General features: G+C 71.3%; 18 protein-coding genes. 7 read left to right on the top strand and 11 right to left on the bottom strand.

From position 1 onward, the window contains the following. Positions 1-68: 68 nt before the first annotated feature. The 5 genes from folP to ACIRGB_RS06405 all read left to right on the top strand — a co-directional run bounded on the left by folP (position 69) and on the right by ACIRGB_RS06405 (position 3157). The gene (gene folP, locus ACIRGB_RS06425) at positions 69-932 is read left to right on the top strand and encodes a dihydropteroate synthase (RefSeq protein WP_403859184.1); all 864 of its coding nucleotides are present in this window, start codon (positions 69-71) and stop codon (positions 930-932) included. Continuing rightward, positions 929-1432 (top strand): nuclear transport factor 2 family protein, encoded by a 504-nt coding sequence (locus ACIRGB_RS06420; RefSeq protein ID WP_403859182.1) that lies wholly within the window; start codon positions 929-931, stop codon positions 1430-1432. Before folP ends, ACIRGB_RS06420 begins: the two co-directional genes overlap by 4 nt. Before the next feature lie 198 nt (positions 1433-1630). Beyond that, positions 1631-1990 carry a dihydroneopterin aldolase gene (gene folB, locus ACIRGB_RS06415; protein WP_052836365.1) on the top strand — a complete coding sequence of 120 codons (360 nt, stop codon included), beginning with the start codon at positions 1631-1633 and terminating at the stop codon, positions 1988-1990. Then, positions 1987-2598, top strand: coding sequence for a 2-amino-4-hydroxy-6-hydroxymethyldihydropteridine diphosphokinase (folK, locus tag ACIRGB_RS06410; protein ID WP_403859179.1), 612 nt, complete (start codon positions 1987-1989; stop codon positions 2596-2598). The genes folB and folK overlap by 4 nt, the downstream gene beginning before the upstream one ends. Before the next feature lie 70 nt (positions 2599-2668). Further along, entirely contained in the window at positions 2669-3157 is a 489-nt protein-coding gene (locus ACIRGB_RS06405; protein ID WP_403859177.1) for a DUF3180 domain-containing protein, read from the top strand. A 53-nt stretch (positions 3158-3210) separates the two neighbouring features. On the opposite strand, the gene folE is transcribed toward ACIRGB_RS06405, so the two are convergent. From folE to dacB, 6 genes are all read right to left on the bottom strand, one after another. Continuing rightward, entirely contained in the window at positions 3211-3816 is a 606-nt protein-coding gene (gene folE, locus ACIRGB_RS06400) for a GTP cyclohydrolase I FolE (protein WP_403859175.1), read from the bottom strand. A gap of 142 nt (positions 3817-3958) precedes the next feature. Next, positions 3959-5998 (bottom strand): ATP-dependent zinc metalloprotease FtsH, encoded by a 2040-nt coding sequence (gene ftsH / locus ACIRGB_RS06395; RefSeq protein ID WP_403859331.1) that lies wholly within the window; start codon positions 5996-5998, stop codon positions 3959-3961. 195 nt (positions 5999-6193) lie between these two features. Further along, positions 6194-6733 (bottom strand): hypoxanthine phosphoribosyltransferase, encoded by a 540-nt coding sequence (gene hpt / locus ACIRGB_RS06390; RefSeq protein ID WP_226027733.1) that lies wholly within the window; start codon positions 6731-6733, stop codon positions 6194-6196. A gap of 95 nt (positions 6734-6828) precedes the next feature. Continuing rightward, entirely contained in the window at positions 6829-7887 is a 1059-nt protein-coding gene (gene tilS / locus ACIRGB_RS06385; protein ID WP_403859173.1) for a tRNA lysidine(34) synthetase TilS, read from the bottom strand. Between the two features lie 191 nt (positions 7888-8078). Then, positions 8079-9206, bottom strand: coding sequence for a zinc-dependent metalloprotease (locus ACIRGB_RS06380; RefSeq protein ID WP_403859171.1), 1128 nt, complete (start codon positions 9204-9206; stop codon positions 8079-8081). A 67-nt stretch (positions 9207-9273) separates the two neighbouring features. Further along, positions 9274-10878: a D-alanyl-D-alanine carboxypeptidase/D-alanyl-D-alanine-endopeptidase gene (dacB, locus tag ACIRGB_RS06375; protein ID WP_403859169.1), complete on the bottom strand. Its 1605-nt coding sequence runs from the start codon at positions 10876-10878 to the stop codon at positions 9274-9276. A 79-nt stretch (positions 10879-10957) separates the two neighbouring features. On the opposite strand from dacB, the gene ACIRGB_RS06370 reads away from it, so the two are divergent. Together ACIRGB_RS06370 and ACIRGB_RS06365 are read left to right on the top strand one after the other, a co-directional pair. Beyond that, positions 10958-11449, top strand: coding sequence for an inorganic diphosphatase (locus ACIRGB_RS06370; protein ID WP_007452023.1), 492 nt, complete (start codon positions 10958-10960; stop codon positions 11447-11449). 112 nt (positions 11450-11561) lie between these two features. Next, entirely contained in the window at positions 11562-13268 is a 1707-nt protein-coding gene (locus ACIRGB_RS06365; protein WP_403859167.1) for a threonine/serine exporter ThrE family protein, read from the top strand. Positions 13269-13363: 95 nt separating this feature from the next. Here the strand turns inward: ACIRGB_RS06365 and ACIRGB_RS06360 are convergent, their stop codons facing one another. The 5 genes from ACIRGB_RS06360 to ACIRGB_RS06340 form a co-directional block, all read right to left on the bottom strand. After that, complete coding sequence (locus ACIRGB_RS06360; RefSeq protein ID WP_403859165.1) at positions 13364-14230, bottom strand: DedA family protein; 867 nt, start codon at positions 14228-14230, stop codon at positions 13364-13366. A 135-nt stretch (positions 14231-14365) separates the two neighbouring features. After that, positions 14366-15172, bottom strand: a complete 807-nt coding sequence (locus tag ACIRGB_RS06355; protein WP_403859163.1) for a hypothetical protein — start codon at positions 15170-15172, stop codon at positions 14366-14368. 183 nt (positions 15173-15355) lie between these two features. Next, on the bottom strand, positions 15356-15529 hold the full coding sequence (locus tag ACIRGB_RS06350; protein WP_403859161.1) for a linaridin family RiPP: 174 nt from the start codon (positions 15527-15529) through the stop codon (positions 15356-15358). 137 nt (positions 15530-15666) lie between these two features. Then, positions 15667-16248, bottom strand: a complete 582-nt coding sequence (locus tag ACIRGB_RS06345; RefSeq protein WP_403859159.1) for a hypothetical protein — start codon at positions 16246-16248, stop codon at positions 15667-15669. Continuing rightward, entirely contained in the window at positions 16245-17156 is a 912-nt protein-coding gene (locus tag ACIRGB_RS06340) for an alpha/beta fold hydrolase (RefSeq protein ID WP_403859157.1), read from the bottom strand. Before ACIRGB_RS06340 ends, ACIRGB_RS06345 begins: the two co-directional genes overlap by 4 nt. Between the last annotated feature and the right edge of the window lie 44 nt (positions 17157-17200).

Raw genomic sequence — 17200 nt, 5'->3', positions numbered from 1 at the left:
CGCACCCCCACGCACCCCGCACAGGCGCCGCAGGCACCCCACCGCAGCCCACCACCTAGGCTGAACACATGAGCAAGCAGACCGCCCGCCGACGCCACCTCGCGGGACTGACCGCATGGGACCGCTGCGCGGTCATGGGGGTCGTCAACGTGACCCCCGACTCCTTCTCCGACGGCGGCCGCTTCTTCGACACGACAGCCGCCATCAAACACGGCCTCGACCTCGTCGCAGAGGGCGCCGACCTGGTGGACGTCGGCGGCGAGTCCACCCGCCCCGGCGCGACCCGCGTCGACGAGGACGAGGAGCTCAGGCGCGTCGTCCCGGTCGTGCGCGGCCTCGCCTCCGAGGGGGTCACGGTCTCCGTCGACACCATGCGCGCCTCCGTCGCCGAGCAGGCCCTCACCGCCGGCGCCACCCTGGTCAACGACGTCAGCGGCGGCCTCGCCGACCCCCGCATGATCCCGGTCGTCGCCGACGCGAACGCCCCCTTCGTCGTCATGCACTGGCGCGGCCTCCTGGAGGGCGGCAACGTCAGGGGCACCTACACCGACGTCGTCACCGAGGTCGTCGACGAGCTGCACGCACGCGTGGAGGCCGTCCTCGACGGCGGCATCGCCCCCGACCGCGTCGTCATCGACCCCGGCCTCGGCTTCTCCAAGGACGCCGAGCACGACCTCGTCCTGCTCGCCCACCTGGACCGCCTCCTCGCCCTCGGCCACCCCCTCCTGGTAGCCGCCTCCCGCAAACGCTTCCTCGGCCGCGTCCTCGCCGGCCCGGAGGCCGCCCCACCCCCCGCGCGCGAGCGCGACGCGGCCACCGCCGCGGTCTCCGCGCTCGCCGCGCACGCCGGCGCGTGGGCGGTGCGCGTGCACGAGGTCCGCGCCACGGCCGACGCCGTCCGCGTCGCCCGCGCCGTCGAGGGGGCCCGGTGAACGCGCCGCACCTCGACGTCGAACAGGTCGAGGCCGCCAACACCGCCTTCTACGAGGCACTCGAGGAGGGTGACTTCGAAAAGGTCTCCGATTTCTGGCTCACCCCCGCCGACCTGGGCATCGACGAGTCGTACCACGACCCCGCCGACGCCGGCGTGGTCTCCTGCGTGCACCCCGGCTGGCCGGTGCTCACCGGCCGCGGCGAGGTCCTGCGCTCCTACGCCCTGATCATGGCGAACACGGACTACATCCAGTTCTTCCTCACCGACGTGCACGTCTCCGTCACCGGCGACACCGCCCTGGTCACCTGCACCGAGAACATCCTCAGCGGCGGCCCCGCCCCCGACGGCGACGAGGAGCTCGGCCCGCTCGTCGGCCAGCTCGTGGTCGCCACCAACACGTTCCGGCGCACGCCCGCCGGCTGGAAACTCTGGTCGCACCACGCCTCCCCCGTCCTCGCGGAAACCGAGGACGAGGACGGCGAGGACACACCACCGTGACCGACCGGGACGTGGTTGGAATCACGGCCCGGCGGGTAGGGGCGGCTACCAACCCGTGACAGCCGACCGGCGCACCACCCCCACCCCCCACCCCGTGGCCCGGCGCTGTCGGTGCACGCGGGTAGATTCGACTGGGGCCGCCGCACCACCCGCACGTGGTGCGACCGGCCGAGACCGACGACTGCAGGAGTGATTCGCGTGGACCGTGTCGCGCTGCGCGGCCTGAAGGCCCGTGGGCACCACGGAGTGTTCCCCAAGGAGCGCGAGGACGGCCAGACCTTCCTCGTGGACATCGTCCTTGGCCTGGACACCCGCCCGGCCGCGGCCGACGACGACCTGGCGAAGACCGTGCACTACGGCATCGTGGCCGAGGAGGTCGTGGCCGTCGTCGAGGGCGAGCCGGTCAACCTCGTCGAGACCCTCGCCGAACGCATCGCCCAGGTCTGTCTGAAGCACGAAGGGGTCCAGGAGGTCGAGGTCTGCGTGCACAAGCCGGACGCGCCGATCACCGTCCCCTTCGACGACGTGACCGTCACCATCATCCGGAGCCGTGTATGAGCGCCCCCTTCGCCAAGGGCCCGAGCGACCCGACCGTTCAGCCCGTGCCCGCCTCCGTCATCGAGAAGGTCGACGCCGCGGACACCACCCTGTCCAACCCCAAGCGCGCGGTGATCGCCCTGGGCGCCAACCTCGGCAACCGGCTGGAGACCCTCCAGGGCGCCATCGACGCCCTGGAGGACACCCCGGGCGTGCGCGTCAAAGGGGTCTCCGCGGTCTACGAGACGGAGCCCTGGGGCGTCGACCCGGACAGCCAGCCCTCGTACTTCAACGCGGTCGTGATCGTGAAGACGACGCTGCCCCCGTCCTCGCTCCTGGAGCGGGCGCACGCGGTCGAGGAGGCCTTCCACCGGGTCCGCGACGAGCGCTGGGGCCCGCGCACCCTGGACGTCGACATCGTCGCCTACGCCGAGGTCGTCTCCGACGATCCGCAGCTCACGCTCCCCCACCCGCGCGCCCACGAACGCGCCTTCGTACTGGCCCCCTGGCTCGACGTGGACCCCGAGGCCACCCTGCCAGGACGGGGCAGGATCGCCGACCTCCTGGCAGCCGTCCCCCGCGACGGCATCGCGCCCCGTGCCGACCTGGAACTCCGGCTGCCCGAGTAGTCGTTAAGGTCGACGAGGACGACGAGGTCAGGACGACCGCGCCGGGGAATCGAAGGGACACCGGAACGCCGTGAAAGAGTTGCGCATCAGGGTGCTGGCCGGTGTGTTCGTCGTCGCCGGAGTGCTGTCCTGGGCCGGCGCCCGCCTGTGGAACTCGGTGGGGACCCTCCCGAGCGTCCCCCTGGCCGCCCCCGTCGTCCTCGCCCTGATCGCGGCGGTCCTGCTCGCCACGGCGCTCTCGATCCGCACCCGCCTCAAGGCCCAGCGGGAGCGCGTCCCCGGCGCCAAGGGCGTCGACCCGATGCTGGCGGCCCGCTCCGTGGTCTTCGGCCAGGCCAGCGCCCTGGTGGCCGCCCTCGTCGCCGGCGTGTACGGCGGCACCGGCGTCTTCCTGCTGGAGTACCTCGACGTCCCCGCCCGCCGCGACCAGGCGATCTACGCGGGCGCCTCGGTCGTGGCAGGCATCGCGGTGATAGCGGCCGCCCTCTTCATGGAACGAGTCTGCAAGCTCCCGGACGACAAGGACGACAACCACCCGGGCGCGGCATCAGCGGCATAAAACAACAGCCCCCGCACTCAGCACACTCGCCGCACTCAGCGCACCCATCGCACTCAACGAGCCATGATCAGACTCATCGCCTCATTGCGCGTAGCCACATCGCGCAACTGCCCCCGCACGGCCGAGGTGAGGGTCTTCGCGCCGGGCTTGCGGATGCCCCGCATGGACATGCACATGTGCTCGCACTCGACCACCACGATCACCCCGCGCGGCTCGAGGATCTCCATCAGCGAGTCCGCGATCTGCGTGGTGAGACGTTCCTGCACCTGGGGGCGGCGCGCGTAGACGTCGACGAGACGGGCCAGCTTGGACAGGCCGGTGATCTTCCCGCTGGTGGACGGGATGTAGCCGACGTGCGCCACCCCGCGGAACGGCACCAGATGATGCTCACAGGTCGAGAACACCTCGATGTCCTTCACGAGGACCATCTCGTCGTGCCCGAGGTCGAACGTCGTCGTCAGCACGTCCTCCGGCTGCTGCCACAGCCCGGCGAATATCTCCTTGTACGCCCGTGCCACGCGCCCCGGCGTCTCCTTCAGGCCCTCGCGGTCCGGGTCCTCGCCGACCGCGATCAGCAGTTCGCGTACGGCGTTCTCGGCACGCTTCTCGTCGAACTCGCCGATCACGCCCTCGCCGTCCAACGTCACGGGGTCGGTCATCTCATGCCTCGTTCCTGATCCGTCCTGCGATCGGCATACGCATACGAGAATGCCGCACCCCCCAGGCTAGAACCTGGGGGGTGCGGCATACATTCCGGCCCTGGTGGGGCCGCCCTCGCGGGCGTCCCGGGGCGGACCGGGATCAGCTCTCCGGGCGGTCCTCCGGTGCTCGTTCCGGTGCCGGAGCGGGCTCCACCGTGCTGCTCTTGGCAGTGGAGATCGCCGCCGTCGCGCCGTTCGCCCCGTTCGTCAGTGCGAGCTCCTTCGGGGAGAGCACCGGCGGACGCGTCGAGGGCGTGCGGCGGGAGGACCCGGTCCAGGCGGGCCGGGCCGGACGCTTGACGATCTGGGCGAAGACCTCGGCGATCTCCTCCTTGCCCAGCGTCTCCTTCTCCAGCAGCGCGAGGACGAGGTTGTCGAGGACGTCGCGGTTCTCGACCAGGATCTCCCAGGCCTCGTTGTGCGCCGTCTCGATGAGCTTCTTGACCTCTTCGTCGACCAGCGCGGCGACCTCTTCCGAGTAGTCGCGCTGGTGACCCATCTCACGCCCCAGGAACGGCTCGGAGTTGTCACTGCCGAACTTGATCGCGCCGAGGCGATCGGTCATTCCGTACTGCGTGACCATCGCGCGAGCCAGGCCGGTGGCCTTCTCGATGTCGTTGGCCGCGCCGGTCGTCGGGTCGTGGAAGACGAGCTCCTCGGCCGCCCGGCCGCCCATCATGTAGGCGAGCTGGTCGAGCATCTCGTTGCGCGTGGTCGAGTACTTGTCCTCGTCCGGGAGCACCATCGTGTAACCGAGGGCCCGGCCTCTGGACAGGATCGTGATCTTGTGGACCGGGTCGGAGTTCGGGGAGGCCGCCGCGACCAGGGCGTGACCGCCCTCGTGGTACGCGGTGATCTTCTTCTCCTTGTCCGACATGATCCGGGTCCGCTTCTGCGGGCCCGCGACCACGCGGTCGATCGCCTCGTCCAGCATGTGGTTGTCGATCAGCTTCTGGTCGCCGCGGGCCGTCAGCAGAGCGGCCTCGTTCAGCACGTTGGCCAGATCGGCACCGGTCATGCCGGGCGTACGGCGGGCGACGGCCGACAGGTCGACGTCGGGGGCGACCGGCTTGCCCTTCTGGTGGACCTTGAGGATCTCCAGACGGCCCTGCATGTCCGGACGGTCGACCGCGATCTGCCGGTCGAAGCGGCCGGGGCGCAGCAGCGCCGGGTCGAGGATGTCGGGCCGGTTGGTCGCGGCGATGAGGATCACGCCGCCCTTGACGTCGAAGCCGTCCATCTCGACGAGCAGCTGGTTCAGCGTCTGCTCGCGCTCGTCGTGACCGCCGCCGAGGCCGGCGCCGCGGTGGCGGCCGACCGCGTCGATCTCGTCGACGAAGACGATGGCCGGGGCGTTCGCCTTGGCCTGCTCGAACAGGTCGCGCACTCGGGAGGCACCGACACCGACGAACATCTCGACGAAGTCGGAACCGGAGATCGAGTAGAAGGGGACCCCCGCCTCGCCGGCGACGGCGCGCGCGAGGAGCGTCTTGCCGGTGCCGGGAGGCCCGTAGAGCAGGACGCCCTTGGGGATCTTGGCACCCACGGCCTGGAACTTCGCCGGCTCCTGGAGGAACTCCTTGATCTCGTGGAGTTCCTCGACGGCCTCGTCGGACCCGGCGACGTCGGAGAACGTCGTCTTGGGGGTGTCCTTGGTGATGAGCTTCGCCTTGGACTTGCCGAAGTTCATGACCCGGGAGCCGCCGCCCTGCATCTGATTCATCAGGAACAGCGCGATGACGATGATGAGGACGAAGGGAAGCAGCGTGATCAGCAGCCCGACGAACGGGTTCTGCTTCGACGGCGACACGGTGTAGCCGTCGGGGATCTGCTTGTCCTGGTACTTGTTCTGAAGTGTGTTGGCGAGGGTCACGCCCTGGTCGCCGATGTAGCTCGCCTGGATCTTCGAGCTGCCCTCGACCTTCTGGCCGTCCTTGAGCTGGACCTTGATGGTCTGCTCGTCGCCGGTGGTCAGCTTGGCCGACTCGACCCTGTTGTCGTTGATCGCCTGGACGACCTGGCCAGTGTCCACCGTCTTGTAGCCGCCGGACGAGCCGACGACCTGCATCAACACGACCACGGCAAGGACGGCCAGCACGATCCACATGACCGGCCCACGGAAGTATCGCTTCACGTCCATCCACACGGAGCGGTGCCGCCCCGTCCCTCCTGCCATAGTGAGTTTGATAAGACAGTTCTTCTGACGGTACCCCAGCGTGGCGGCCCTCAGCCGCACGGTCGGGCCGACGTCCCGTCTGCATGCTCCAACGGCGCGGGGGCCCGAGGGGTTCCCGGTGGCCCGCCGAAACGCCGTGAAGTCCGTTACAGGGCCGCGTCAGCCGCCGTATACGTGGGGCGCGAGCGTACCGACGAACGGGAGGTTGCGGTACTTCTCGGCGTAGTCGAGGCCGTAGCCGACGACGAACTCGTTGGGGATGTCGAAGCCGACCCACTCCACGTCGATGGCGACCTTCGCGGCGTCGGGCTTGCGCAGCAGCGTGCACACCTTGAGGGAGGCGGGCTCGCGCGAGCCGAGGTTGGAGATCAGCCAGGACAGGGTCAGGCCGGAGTCGATGATGTCCTCGACGATCAGGACGTGGCGGCCCTTGATGTCCGTGTCGAGGTCCTTGAGGATCCGCACCACACCGGAGGACTGGGTGCCCGCGCCGTACGAGGACACCGCCATCCAGTCCATGGTGACGGGGGTGGACAGCGTGCGCGCCAGGTCGGCCATGACCATCACGGCGCCCTTGAGGACGCCGACGATGAGCAGGTCCTTGCCCGCGTACTCCGCGTCGATCTTCGCGGCCAGCTCGGCCAGCTTCGCGTCGATCTCTTCCTTGGTGATGAGTACCTTCTCGAGGTCGGCACCCATGTCGTTCGCGTCCACCCGCATCACTTTCGGTCGTCCCACCGGCCACTCCGGAGCGCCCCGGCGATCCGTGCGCGGATCGGTGGGAGGGTCCGGATTCAGCCTTGCCGAATCACCAGTCTGCCACCCTGCCGCCGGGCGACGACTTTGCCGGGGAGATTGATGGCCCCCTGACCGCGCCAGCCGGTGATCAGCCGGTCGACTTCCTCGATGTGGCGGGCGAACAGGGCACCGCCGGGCGCACCGGCCTCCAGGGCGGCACGGCGCAGGATCCGGCGGCGTACGGCGGGCGGCAGGGCGTACAGCTTGGCGCACTCCAGTCCGCCGGTGGCGTCGCGGACGCCCGCCTCGGCCTGGCGGGCCCAGGTGTCGAGGGCGTCGGCGTCGTCCCGGGAGAGCTGGGCCGTACGGGCGAGGGCCTCGACGACGCCCTTGCCGAGGGCCTTCTCCAGGGCGGGCAGGCCCTCGTGGCGCAGCCGGGAGCGGGTGTAGGCGGGGTCGGCGTTGTGGGGGTCGTCCCAGACGGGGAGGGACTGGACCATGCAGGCCTTGCGGGCGGTCTGGCGGTCGACCTGGAGGAAGGGGCGCCGGTAACGGCCGTCGGCCCCCGAGACCGCGGCCATGCCCGACAGGGAGCGGATGCCGGAGCCGCGGGCGAGGCCCAGCAGGACGGTCTCGGCCTGGTCGTCGCGGGTGTGGCCGAGCAGGACGGCGGCAGCGCCGTGGCGGGCGGCGGCGGCGTCCAGCGCGGCGTAGCGGGCGTCGCGGGCGGCGGCTTCCGGGCCGCCCGCGCGGCCGACGGTCACGGCGGTGGCCTCCACGGGGTCGAGGCCCAGTTCGCGCAGGCGCAGGACGACCTCTTCGGCGCGCAGGTCGGAGCCGCTCTGGAGGCCGTGGTCGACGGTGACGCCGCCGGCGCGGACGCCGAGCCGGGGGGCCTCGAAGGCGAGGGCGGAGGCGAGCGCCATGGAGTCGGCGCCGCCGGAGCAGGCCACGAGCACGAGCGGTGCCGTCGGAAGTCCGGGCGGGCGCTCGGGCGTACGCTCGACGGCCGTCGTGGCGTGGACGCCGGCCGGAGTGTTCAGTTCGGTGAGAATGTCGTGGAGGACGCGGCGGACCGCCAGGCGTATCGCCGCGACCGCAGGATGGGGACCCATGTCCGGTGCCCTTCATGAAGTTGTCGGGGGTGAGCCCGAGGTTCGGTCACGCAGAGTGTGTAGATGGTGACAGAAACGGGCCGTTCCCCGAGCATCGCACGCCTGTCGAAGGCTCACGGTCCCTCGGACGGGTGATTGAAGGGTCGTTCGCCTGCCTCGGCCGGAATCGATTCACGCCCCGCCCGCGCGGCTCACGCCTCCGGCTTGCGGTGCACCCGCGCGATCCAGTCCGCCGGTTTGGCGATCTCCGACTTGGTGGGGAGCGTGTTGGGCGAGGTCCAGACGCGGTTGAAGCCGTCCATGCCGCACTCCTCGACGACGGCCCGCACGAACCGCTCGCCGTCCCGGTACTGGCGGAGCTTGGCGTCCAGGCCGAGCAGCTTGCGCAGCGCCATGTCGAGGCGGGAGGCGCCCTTGGCGCGGCGCTGCTGGAACTTCTCCCGGATCTCGCCGACGCTCGGCACGACCGCCGGTCCGACGCCGTCCATCACGAAGTCGGCGTGCCCCTCCAGGAGGGACATCACGGCGGTGAGGCGGCCGAGGACCTCCCGCTGGGCCGGGGTCTGCACCAGCTCGACGAGCGAGCGGCCGCCGTCGTCCTCCTCCGCGTCGGGACGGCCTCCGGCGAGGGACTGGGCGGCCTCGCGGACGCGTTCGAGCACGGTCATGGGGTCCACGTCGGTCTCGGCCAGGAACGACTGGATTTCGCCCTCGAGGTGGTCGCGCAACCAGGGCACGGCGGTGAACTGGGTGCGGTGCGTCTCCTCGTGCAGGGTCACCCACAGGCGGAAGTCGTGGGGCTCCACGTCGAGTTCGCGCTCCACGTGCACGATGTTCGGGGCGACCAGGAGCAGCCGCCCGCCGCCGTTCGCGCCGGCCGGCAGTTCGCGGGTGGCGGGGGCGAACGTCTCGTACTGGCCGAGGACGCGGGAGGACAGGAACGACAGCAGCATGCCCAGCTCCACGCCGGTGACCTTGCCGCCGACCGCGCCGAGGACCGCGTTGCCCGCGCCACCGCCGCGCCGCTCCTCCATCTTCTCCAGCAGGGGTTTGAGGATCTCCCGGAACCCGGCGACGTTGGCCCGGACCCAGCCGGGCCGGTCGACCACCAGGACGGGGGTGTCGTGGGTCTCCTCGGTGCCCATCCGGGTGAAGCCGCGGACGTGCTCCTCCGAGGACTTGGCATGGCGGCGGAGCTCCGCGACGACGGCCCTGGCCTCGTCGCGGCTCACCTCGGGGCCCGGCCGTACGAGCCGGGTCGCGGTCGCCACCGCGAGGTTCCAGTCGACCATGCCGGAATGTGCGCCGATGCTCGTCATGCGTCAACGGTACGGGAGCGCTGCCGCTGGGGGCAGTCGTGCGGGCTCGCTGTGCGGGCGGGCGCGGCTAGGGCGTCCGCGACGCCAGCGCCGTCGCCGCTCGGTCCAGGGTCGTCTGGGCCGCCCAGGCGTCCGTCGTGGCGTTGGCCAGGAAGGCGAAGCCCAGGAGGCGGCCGTCGGGGGTGGTCACCGTGCCGGCCAGGGTGTTCACGCCCGTCAGGGTGCCGGTCTTGGCGCGGACCAGGCCCGCTGCTCCGTCCGTGTAACGGTCGGCCAGTGTGCCGGTGAAGTGGGCGACGGGCAGGCCGGTGAGCACCGGGCGCAGCCGGGGGCGGGCCGGGTCGGCCGCCTCGGCCAGCAGCGCGGTGAGCAGGTCGGCGCTGACCAGGTCGGTGCGGTCCAGGCCGCTGCCGTCGTGGAACCGCGCGCCGCGCACCGGCAGGCCGAGCTGCTTCAGACGGGCGGTGACGGCGGCGCCCGCCCCGTCGAAGTCGGCGCGCTTGCCGGTCGCCACGGCGGTGTGGCGGGCCAGGGCCTCGGCGAGGTCGTTGTCGCTGTTGGTCAGCATCCGCTCGACCAGGGCCGACAGCGGGGGCGAGGAGACCGTGGCGAGCGTGTCGGCGCGGGCCGTGGCCTTGGAGGGGCCGGGGGCCGACGCGGTGACGCCGTACTGCTTCAGGAGACCGGCGAAGGTGCGGGCGGCGTCGGCGGCCGGGTCGGGCACGCGCGGGGCGGGGCCGCTGGTGGAGTCGTCGGTGCGGCCTTCGTCGGTCATCAGGGCGGTGACGCGGGCGAGGTTCTCGTTGACCCCGATCGGGTGCGTTTCCGTCCCCGCGTAGAGCGTCGTGTCGTACGACAGCGTCACCTTGCGCAGGTCCCGCTTCTTCAGGGCGGCGGCGGTCTTCTCGGCGAGGGCGCGCAGGTCGGCGAGGCCGCGGGGGTCCTCGCGCGCGGTGAGGGTGGGGTCGCCGCCGCCGACCAGGACGAGTTCGCCGGTGTCGCCCTCCAGGGCGGTGCGGGTGGTGAGGCGGTGGTCGGGGCCGAGGGCGGTGAGGGCGGCGACAGCGGTGGCGATCTTGGTGGTGGAGGCGGGGGTGAGGGGGGCGTCGACACCGTGGCCGTACAGGCGCTTGCCGGTGGTGAGGTCGACGACGGCGGCCGCGCGGCGCTCGCCGAGCGCGGGGTCGTCCTTCAGCAGGGGGTCGAGGAGGTCCGCGAGGGCCGCCCGGTCGCCGGGGGCCGCCTTGACGCCGCCGGGGGCGGCGGTGCCGCCGAGGCCGGTCAGGACGGCCCCGGCGCTGGGCGCGGGGCGGGGCGATCCGGAGGACGTGCCGGAGGTCCCGGGTCCGCGGCCGTGATCTGTGCCACCCGTGTGCTCCAGTGCGACGGCCCGGTCCCGCTCGGCCGTACGCTGACCCGTGGAGTCCCAGGGGCCGGCGGCGGTCACCACACCGGCGGCCAGGGCCAGCCCGGCGGTGGCGGCGCCGGCGGTGTACTGCCAGGTCTTCGGCCTCGTGATCCGGGTGAGCCGCGGCGCCGTGGCCCGTGCGCACCGTGCGACCCGCGGTCCGGCGGCCCGGACGAAGCGGGCCAGACGGGGACGTACGGCGTCCGCGGCCCGCGCCACCTGCGGTCTCGTGGCCCGCCAGGACCTCAGCTCTGGCACTGCCACCAGCCCCTTTCGCGATCACACACCTGCGTGAGGGACACTTAACCACCAGAACTATGTGCTGATCATGGAGGAGCGTCCGGTGGAGTTCGACGTCACGATCGAGATCCCGAAGGGTTCGCGGAACAAGTACGAGGTGGACCACGAGACCGGTCGTATCCGCCTGGACCGCCGCCTGTTCACCTCGACCGCCTACCCGACCGACTACGGCTTCGTCGAGAACACCCTCGGCGAGGACGGCGACCCGCTGGACGCGCTGGTCATCCTGGACGAGCCGACCTTCCCGGGCTGCCTCATCCGCTGCCGCGCGATCGGCATGTTCCGGATGACGGACGAGGCCGGCGGCGACGACAAGCTGCTGTGCGTGCCGTCGACCGACCCGCGTGTGGAGCACCTGCGTGACATCCACCACGTCTCGGAGTTCGACCGCCTGGAGATCCAGCACTTCTTCGAGGTCTACAAGGACCTGGAGCCCGGCAAGTCCGTCGAGGGCGCCGACTGGGTGGGCCGCACCGACGCCGAGGCCGAGATCGAGCGGTCGTACAAGCGTTTCAAGGACCAGGGCGGCCACTGACCAGGCGTCCTCCCGCAACGGGCCGCACGCACACGCGTGCGGCCTGTTCGCGTTTGAGTGGCCATACTGAGGTCATGAGGAGGGTGAGTTCGTACCAGGGAGCGTTGCGCAGGTGACGGAGGAGGACCACAAGCCGCAGTCGGACGAGGCCCGCAGTGCCTTCCGGCAGCCGGGCGGCGTCACGGCGTCGATCGACGGTGAGTCGTCGACGACGTCGGAGTTCGAGATCCCGCGGGGACTGGCCGTCCCCCGGCACACCGGCACCGAGTCCGAGACGACGTCGGAGTTCTCGCTCCCCGACGGCCTGGAGGCGCCGGCGGCCGCGCCCGCCGACAGCGAGGGCTCGGCGTTCACCATGCCGAGCACCCACAGCGCGTGGTCCGCCCCGGCCACCTTCACCCCGGCGAGCGGCTTCCCGGCGGTGAACCTGACGGACGTGCCCTGGCAGGACCGGATGCGCGCCATGCTGCGGATGCCGGTGGCCGAGCGGCCCGCGCCCGAACCCTCGCAGAAGCACGACGACGAGTCCGGCCCCGCCGTGCCGCGCGTGCTGGACCTGACGCTGCGTATCGGGGAGCTGCTGCTGGCGGGCGGTGAGGGCGCCGAGGACGTGGAGGCGGCCATGTTCGCCGTCTGCCGCTCCTACGGCCTGGACCGCTGCGAGCCGAACGTCACCTTCACCCTGCTGTCGATCTCCCACCAGCCGTCCCTGGTCGAGGACCCGGTGACGGCGTCGCGCACGGTACGCCGCCGCGGCACCGACTACACGCGGCTCGCGGCCGTCTTCCAGCTGGTGGACGACCTCAGCGACCCCGAGACGCACATCTCGCTGGAGGAGGCCTACCGGCGCCTCGCGGAGATCCGCCGCAACCGGCACCCGTACCCCACCTGGGTGCTGACCACGGCGAGCGGCGCGCTCGCGGGCGGGGCCTCGCTGCTGGTCGGCGGTGACGTGGTGGTGTTCTTCGCGGCGATGTTCGGCGCGATGCTCGGCGACCGGCTGGCGTGGCTGTGCGCGGGGCGCGGGCTGCCCGAGTTCTACCAGTTCGCGGTGGCCGCGATGCCGCCGGCCGCGATCGGCATCGCGTTGACGCTGTCGCACGTCGAGGTGAAGGCGTCCGCGGTCATCACCGGTGGTCTGTTCGCGCTGCTGCCGGGGCGGGCGCTGGTCGCGGGGGTGCAGGACGGCCTGACCGGCTTCTACATCACCGCGGCGGCGCGCCTGCTGGAGGTCATGTACTTCTTCGTCAGCATCGTCGCCGGGGTGCTGATGATGCTGTACTTCGGCGTCCAGCTGGGCGCCAAGCTCAATCCGGACGCGGCGCTGGGCACGGGGGACGACCCGTTCGTGCAGATCTTCGCCTCGATGCTGCTGTCGCTGGCCTTCGCGATCCTGCTCCAGCAGGAACGGTCCACCGTGCTGGCGGTCACCCTGAACGGCGGCGTGGCCTGGTGCGTGTACGGCGCCATGCACAACGCGGGCGACATCTCACCGGTGGCCTCCACGGCCGCCGCGGCGGGGCTCGTGGGCCTGTTCGGGCAGCTGATGTCCCGGTACCGGTTCGCGTCGGCGCTGCCGTACACGACCGCGGCGATCGGGCCGCTGCTGCCCGGTTCGGCGACGTACTTCGGTCTGCTGGCGATCGCGCAGGGCGAGGTCGACTCGGGGCTGCTGTTCCTCTCCAACGCGGTGGCGCTGGCGATGGCCATCGCCATCGGAGTGAACCTGGGCGGGGAGATCTCCCGGCTGTTCCTGAAGGTGCCCGGCGCCGCGAGTGCGGCGGGGCGCCGGGCGGCGAAGCGGACGCGAGGGTTTTAGCGCCGGACGCCTACGAGCGGGGGGTGTGCAGTCGCGTTGGCGGGCGCCGGCTCGTCGTGGCTTGTCGCGCAGTTCCCCGCGCCCCTCAGGGCGTCTCAGTACCCCTGGTGGTAAGGGTCCTGGCCGCCCTGCTGACCGCCGTAGGGCTGCTGGCCGTAGCCCTGCGGGTACTGCTGGTACTGCTGCGGTTGCTGGTACTGCTGGGGCTGCTGGTACTGCTGCTGCGGCTGGTCGTACGGGTCCACCCGGCGGAGCTGGGTGGTGGCGTCGTCCATCACCGGGTACGGGGGCTGCGGCTGGTGCTGCTGGGCCGCCGGAGGGGTCGGCCCGGCCGCCGCGGCGCGCTGCTTCTTCTTGCGCTCGCGCAGGTACTCGATGGCGATCGGGACGACCGAGACCAGGACGATCAGGACCAGGATGGCCTCGACGTTGGTCCGGATGAGCTCGATCTGGCCGAGCCAGTAGCCCGCGAGGGTGACGCCGGTGCCCCAGGCCACGCCGCCGATGACGTTGTACGTGAGGAAGGTGCGGTACTTCATGCGGCCGGCGCCCGCCACGATGGGGGCGAAGGTGCGCACGATGGGCACGAAGCGGGCCAGGACGATCGCCTTGGGGCCGTACTTCTCCATGAACTCGTGCGCCTTCTCCAGGTTCTCCTGCTTGAAGAGTCTGGAGTTGGGGCGGCTGAACAGCTTCGGGCCGAAGAACTTGCCGATCATGTAGCCGACCTGGTCGCCGAGGACGGCGGCGGCCACGATCAGGGCGCACACCAGCCACAGCGGCTGGCTGATGTACTGGCCCTGGGCGACGAAGAGACCCGCGGTGAACAGCAGGGAGTCGCCGGGAAGGAACGCGAAGAGTCCTGACTCGGCGAAGACGATGAGCAGGATGCCGGGCAGACTGAACGTCTCGATCAGATAGTCCGGGCTGATCCACTCGGGACCGAGCGCGAGGGTGGTCACGGGGTTGTGGCTCCTGCTGCTGGGGGGAGGCGGGCTGGAACTGGCTGCCCAAAGGTATCAACGCAGCCGCTGTGCCCTGGGTTCCACCGGAAACCCCGGGGTCCGCGGTTCCCGCCCGCCGGTGCGCTCCCGCCGTCACCCCTCGATGGCCTTGGGGGCCGGTGCTGCCAGTTCCCCCCGCTTCTCCTGCTGGGCGAAGACGTAGAGGAGCGCGGGGTGGGTGGCGCCGAAGGCCAGCACGAAGCGGTTGAGGCCCATGAACTGGCCGATGCCGAGGTGGAAGAGCGTCATCGAGCCGAGGAACGCCTTGGACACCGGCTTGGGCAGCACGAAGACCAGCGGGAAGGACACCTCCGCGGCGATCGTGCCCCAGGTCACCAGCTTCCCCACCACCGGGTACCGGTGGATGAGCCGGTAGACGCGCGGATCGCCGTAGTTGTGCGTGCGGATGACGCCGTTGAACGCCTCACCGCTGAGCCACACCGGGGAGACCAGCTTGACCACGCCGGAGGCGACGTAGGAGATGGTCGTCTCCAGGGCCAGCGCGCGCATGGCCACGTCGCGCGCCTTCTCACCGTCCTTGAAGGTTCCGGTCGAGGCGAGGACGACGTTGATCACCTGCTGGAGCTGGTCGGCTCCGTCCCCGCCGAAGGGGGAGCGCACCCGGCCGGCCGCGCCGGTCACGGCGAGCACGGCGCTGCCCACCGTGCGGACCCCGCGTTTGTGGCCCCAGACCAGGGTGGCCGCGGAAGCACCGGCCTGTATCCCGTACAGGGCCATCGCCGCCTTCTTCGACTCGAGGGCCCGCGTCAGCCGGGGAAAGCGCTTGGCGAACCGGGGGCGGGTGTTGCCCACCTGGCCGCTGAGCATTTCGCCGTCTTCGAACTTGCGTGACTGGCTCAGCATTTCCAGTGCGGAGACCAGCGTACCCAGCGAAGCCACTCGGCGTGCCGTGACCTCGGGCGGAGCGCTGAGGAACATGGATGGGTGCTCCCAGGTGATGTGATGCGGCTACGGTGGAAACGAAAGCGGCGGCACGGTATGCGTATCGGGCGTACCGTGCCGCCGCGTCTTTCATCCGGCCCGGTCGGCGATGCCGGTCAGCACCGTCCGCGGGCCGGTGGTTCAGCCCGCGAGGTCGTTCGTGATCTCGTTCAGCGCGTAGGCGGTGGCGGAGGTCACGGCGACGCCCTCGGGGGTCGCGAGGGTGGCCAGCGGGGTCAGCATGGTCGGCGTCGCGTCGTTGCCCATGCGGCCCGGGGCCACGTCGGTCAGCTCGGTGTTGGCGAAGTCAGCCACGACAGACATGGTGTTCCTCTTTCTCTGAGAAAACTCGTAGCGAGTCTCCAGCCGTTCGGCGGGAGGGAGCGGACTCACGCGGCACGCGCGGTGCCGAGTGAGCTCGCAACGTCCGGTCGAGAGGGCTGTCCGAGTCGCTAGGCGAGGGCGAGGGACGGCGCCTCGGCGGGCGTGACGTCCCCCTCCAGCGGGAATTCGAGCGACACGAAGACCGGTTCGATGTGCCGGTCCTCGGGGCTGGTGGGGTACGAGTGCAGCAGCATGAACTGGCTGCGCGTGGCCCCGGGGGCGTGCGGCAGGTGGAGCTGGATGTAACGGGCCAGCAGCCGGTAGCCGGACGCCGTCGTCACGGGGAGCACCTTCGAGCCGAAGGCGACCGCCTGCGCGAGCGTGTGCTGGGTCGCGTCGAACAGGGCCTTCGGGCTCCGGTTGCGCGCGTTCCACGCCAGCGCGTACCACGGCCGGTCCTGGACGATCGGGACTTCCGCCCACTCCCCGGGCTTGCCGTCCGTGATGTCCCGGTAGAGCAGGTGGGCGTCCTTGACGCCGGGATTGGGCCCGAAGAAGCGCCAGTTCGGGGTCGGCACGCGCAGCTTGCCGCGACGCAGGAGTCCGTCGAAGCGCTGCTCGGGGATCTGGGCCACCGCGGTCGCGACCAGCCACGCGGCGAGCGACGTCGTGACGGCGGCCGTCTTCACGCGTTCGGGGTTCACCTTCATGACCGCGCCATCTCCTCCTTCCGTTCGGCGGTGTCCTCACCGGCCCGGCGCTTCGTGGTGGACGGCTGCCACGCCGGTCCGAGCGGGCCCGCGGGCGGTTCACCGGCGATCAGGTCCGCCACCTCGCGCGCGTGCTTCGGCACGGCGAGGAGCGACTCGTGGTCCGAGCCGAGGACGAAGTGGTGCCGGGCCTGCTGGGAGATGACGGCCAGCCTGGCCTGGACACCGGCGTGCAGGGTGTTGTCGCCGATGTTGTTCTCCGCCGTGATCACGGTCAACGGGCGGTCCAGGCCGGTCAGTTCGGGGTAGGTCTGGGCGTCCCGGTACTCGCGGTGGGCCGTGGCCCAGGTGCGGGGGGTGGCCAGGAACGCCCGGTAGGACCGGTTGACCTCCGGGCTGTACTGCTGGTGGGCGTTCATGGCGGGCCGGAAGACCGACAGGCCGGTGGCGGCGAAGACCTGCTCCATCACCATCCGCTGGTGGGACCAGCGGTCGACGTCGGTCCGGCGGGCGTGGCGCAGGCTGACCACCTCGGTGGCGTCGATCATGACCACGTGGGTCACGCCCCGCGCCGCGTCCGGGTGCGTCGACGCGTAGGCCGCGACGAAGTACCCGCCCAGGGAGTGCCCCGCCAGGACCACGGGAAGGCCGGCCAGGTAGGTGTCGCGCAGCTCCTGCAACAGCTCGAAGCGCGACTCCAGGCCGTACCGGGTGTCCGGTGTGCTCAGCCCGTAGCCGGGACGGTTGAACCGCACGTACCCCATGTCCGCGGGCAGCGCGGCGCACACCCAGTCCCAGTACTCGTGGGGCGCGCCCATGCCGTTGTCGAGCAGCACCGCCCGCCGCGCCTGCACGGGGAGGTGGACCTCGACCTCGACGAGGCTTCCGTCCGGCCGCTCGTGCAGCATGCACCGCCGCGCACGTTCTCGGGTACCCGTGAACCGGGTGACCG

The organism is Streptomyces sp. NPDC102490 (assembly GCF_044765285.1).
GTDB lineage: Bacteria > Actinomycetota > Actinomycetes > Streptomycetales > Streptomycetaceae > Streptomyces.
The sequence above is the reverse complement of the archived record's forward strand: the minus strand, read 5'-3'. Positions and strand labels throughout refer to the sequence as shown.

Coding starts and splice junctions, on each gene's coding strand:
- folP (WP_403859184.1), top strand. CDS start 69: ATGAGCAAGCAGACCGCCCGCCGACGCCACCTCGCGGGACTGACCGCA.
- folE (WP_403859175.1), bottom strand. CDS start 3,816: ATGACCGACCCCGTGACGTTGGACGGCGAGGGCGTGATCGGCGAGTTC.
- ftsH (WP_403859331.1), bottom strand. CDS start 5,998: ATGGACGTGAAGCGATACTTCCGTGGGCCGGTCATGTGGATCGTGCTG.
- ACIRGB_RS06340 (WP_403859157.1), bottom strand. CDS start 17,156: ATGCTGCACGAGCGGCCGGACGGAAGCCTCGTCGAGGTCGAGGTCCAC.
- hpt (WP_226027733.1), bottom strand. CDS start 6,733: ATGGGTGCCGACCTCGAGAAGGTACTCATCACCAAGGAAGAGATCGAC.
- folK (WP_403859179.1), top strand. CDS start 1,987: ATGAGCGCCCCCTTCGCCAAGGGCCCGAGCGACCCGACCGTTCAGCCC.
- ACIRGB_RS06380 (WP_403859171.1), bottom strand. CDS start 9,206: ATGACGAGCATCGGCGCACATTCCGGCATGGTCGACTGGAACCTCGCG.
- tilS (WP_403859173.1), bottom strand. CDS start 7,887: ATGGGTCCCCATCCTGCGGTCGCGGCGATACGCCTGGCGGTCCGCCGC.
- ACIRGB_RS06345 (WP_403859159.1), bottom strand. CDS start 16,248: ATGAAGGTGAACCCCGAACGCGTGAAGACGGCCGCCGTCACGACGTCG.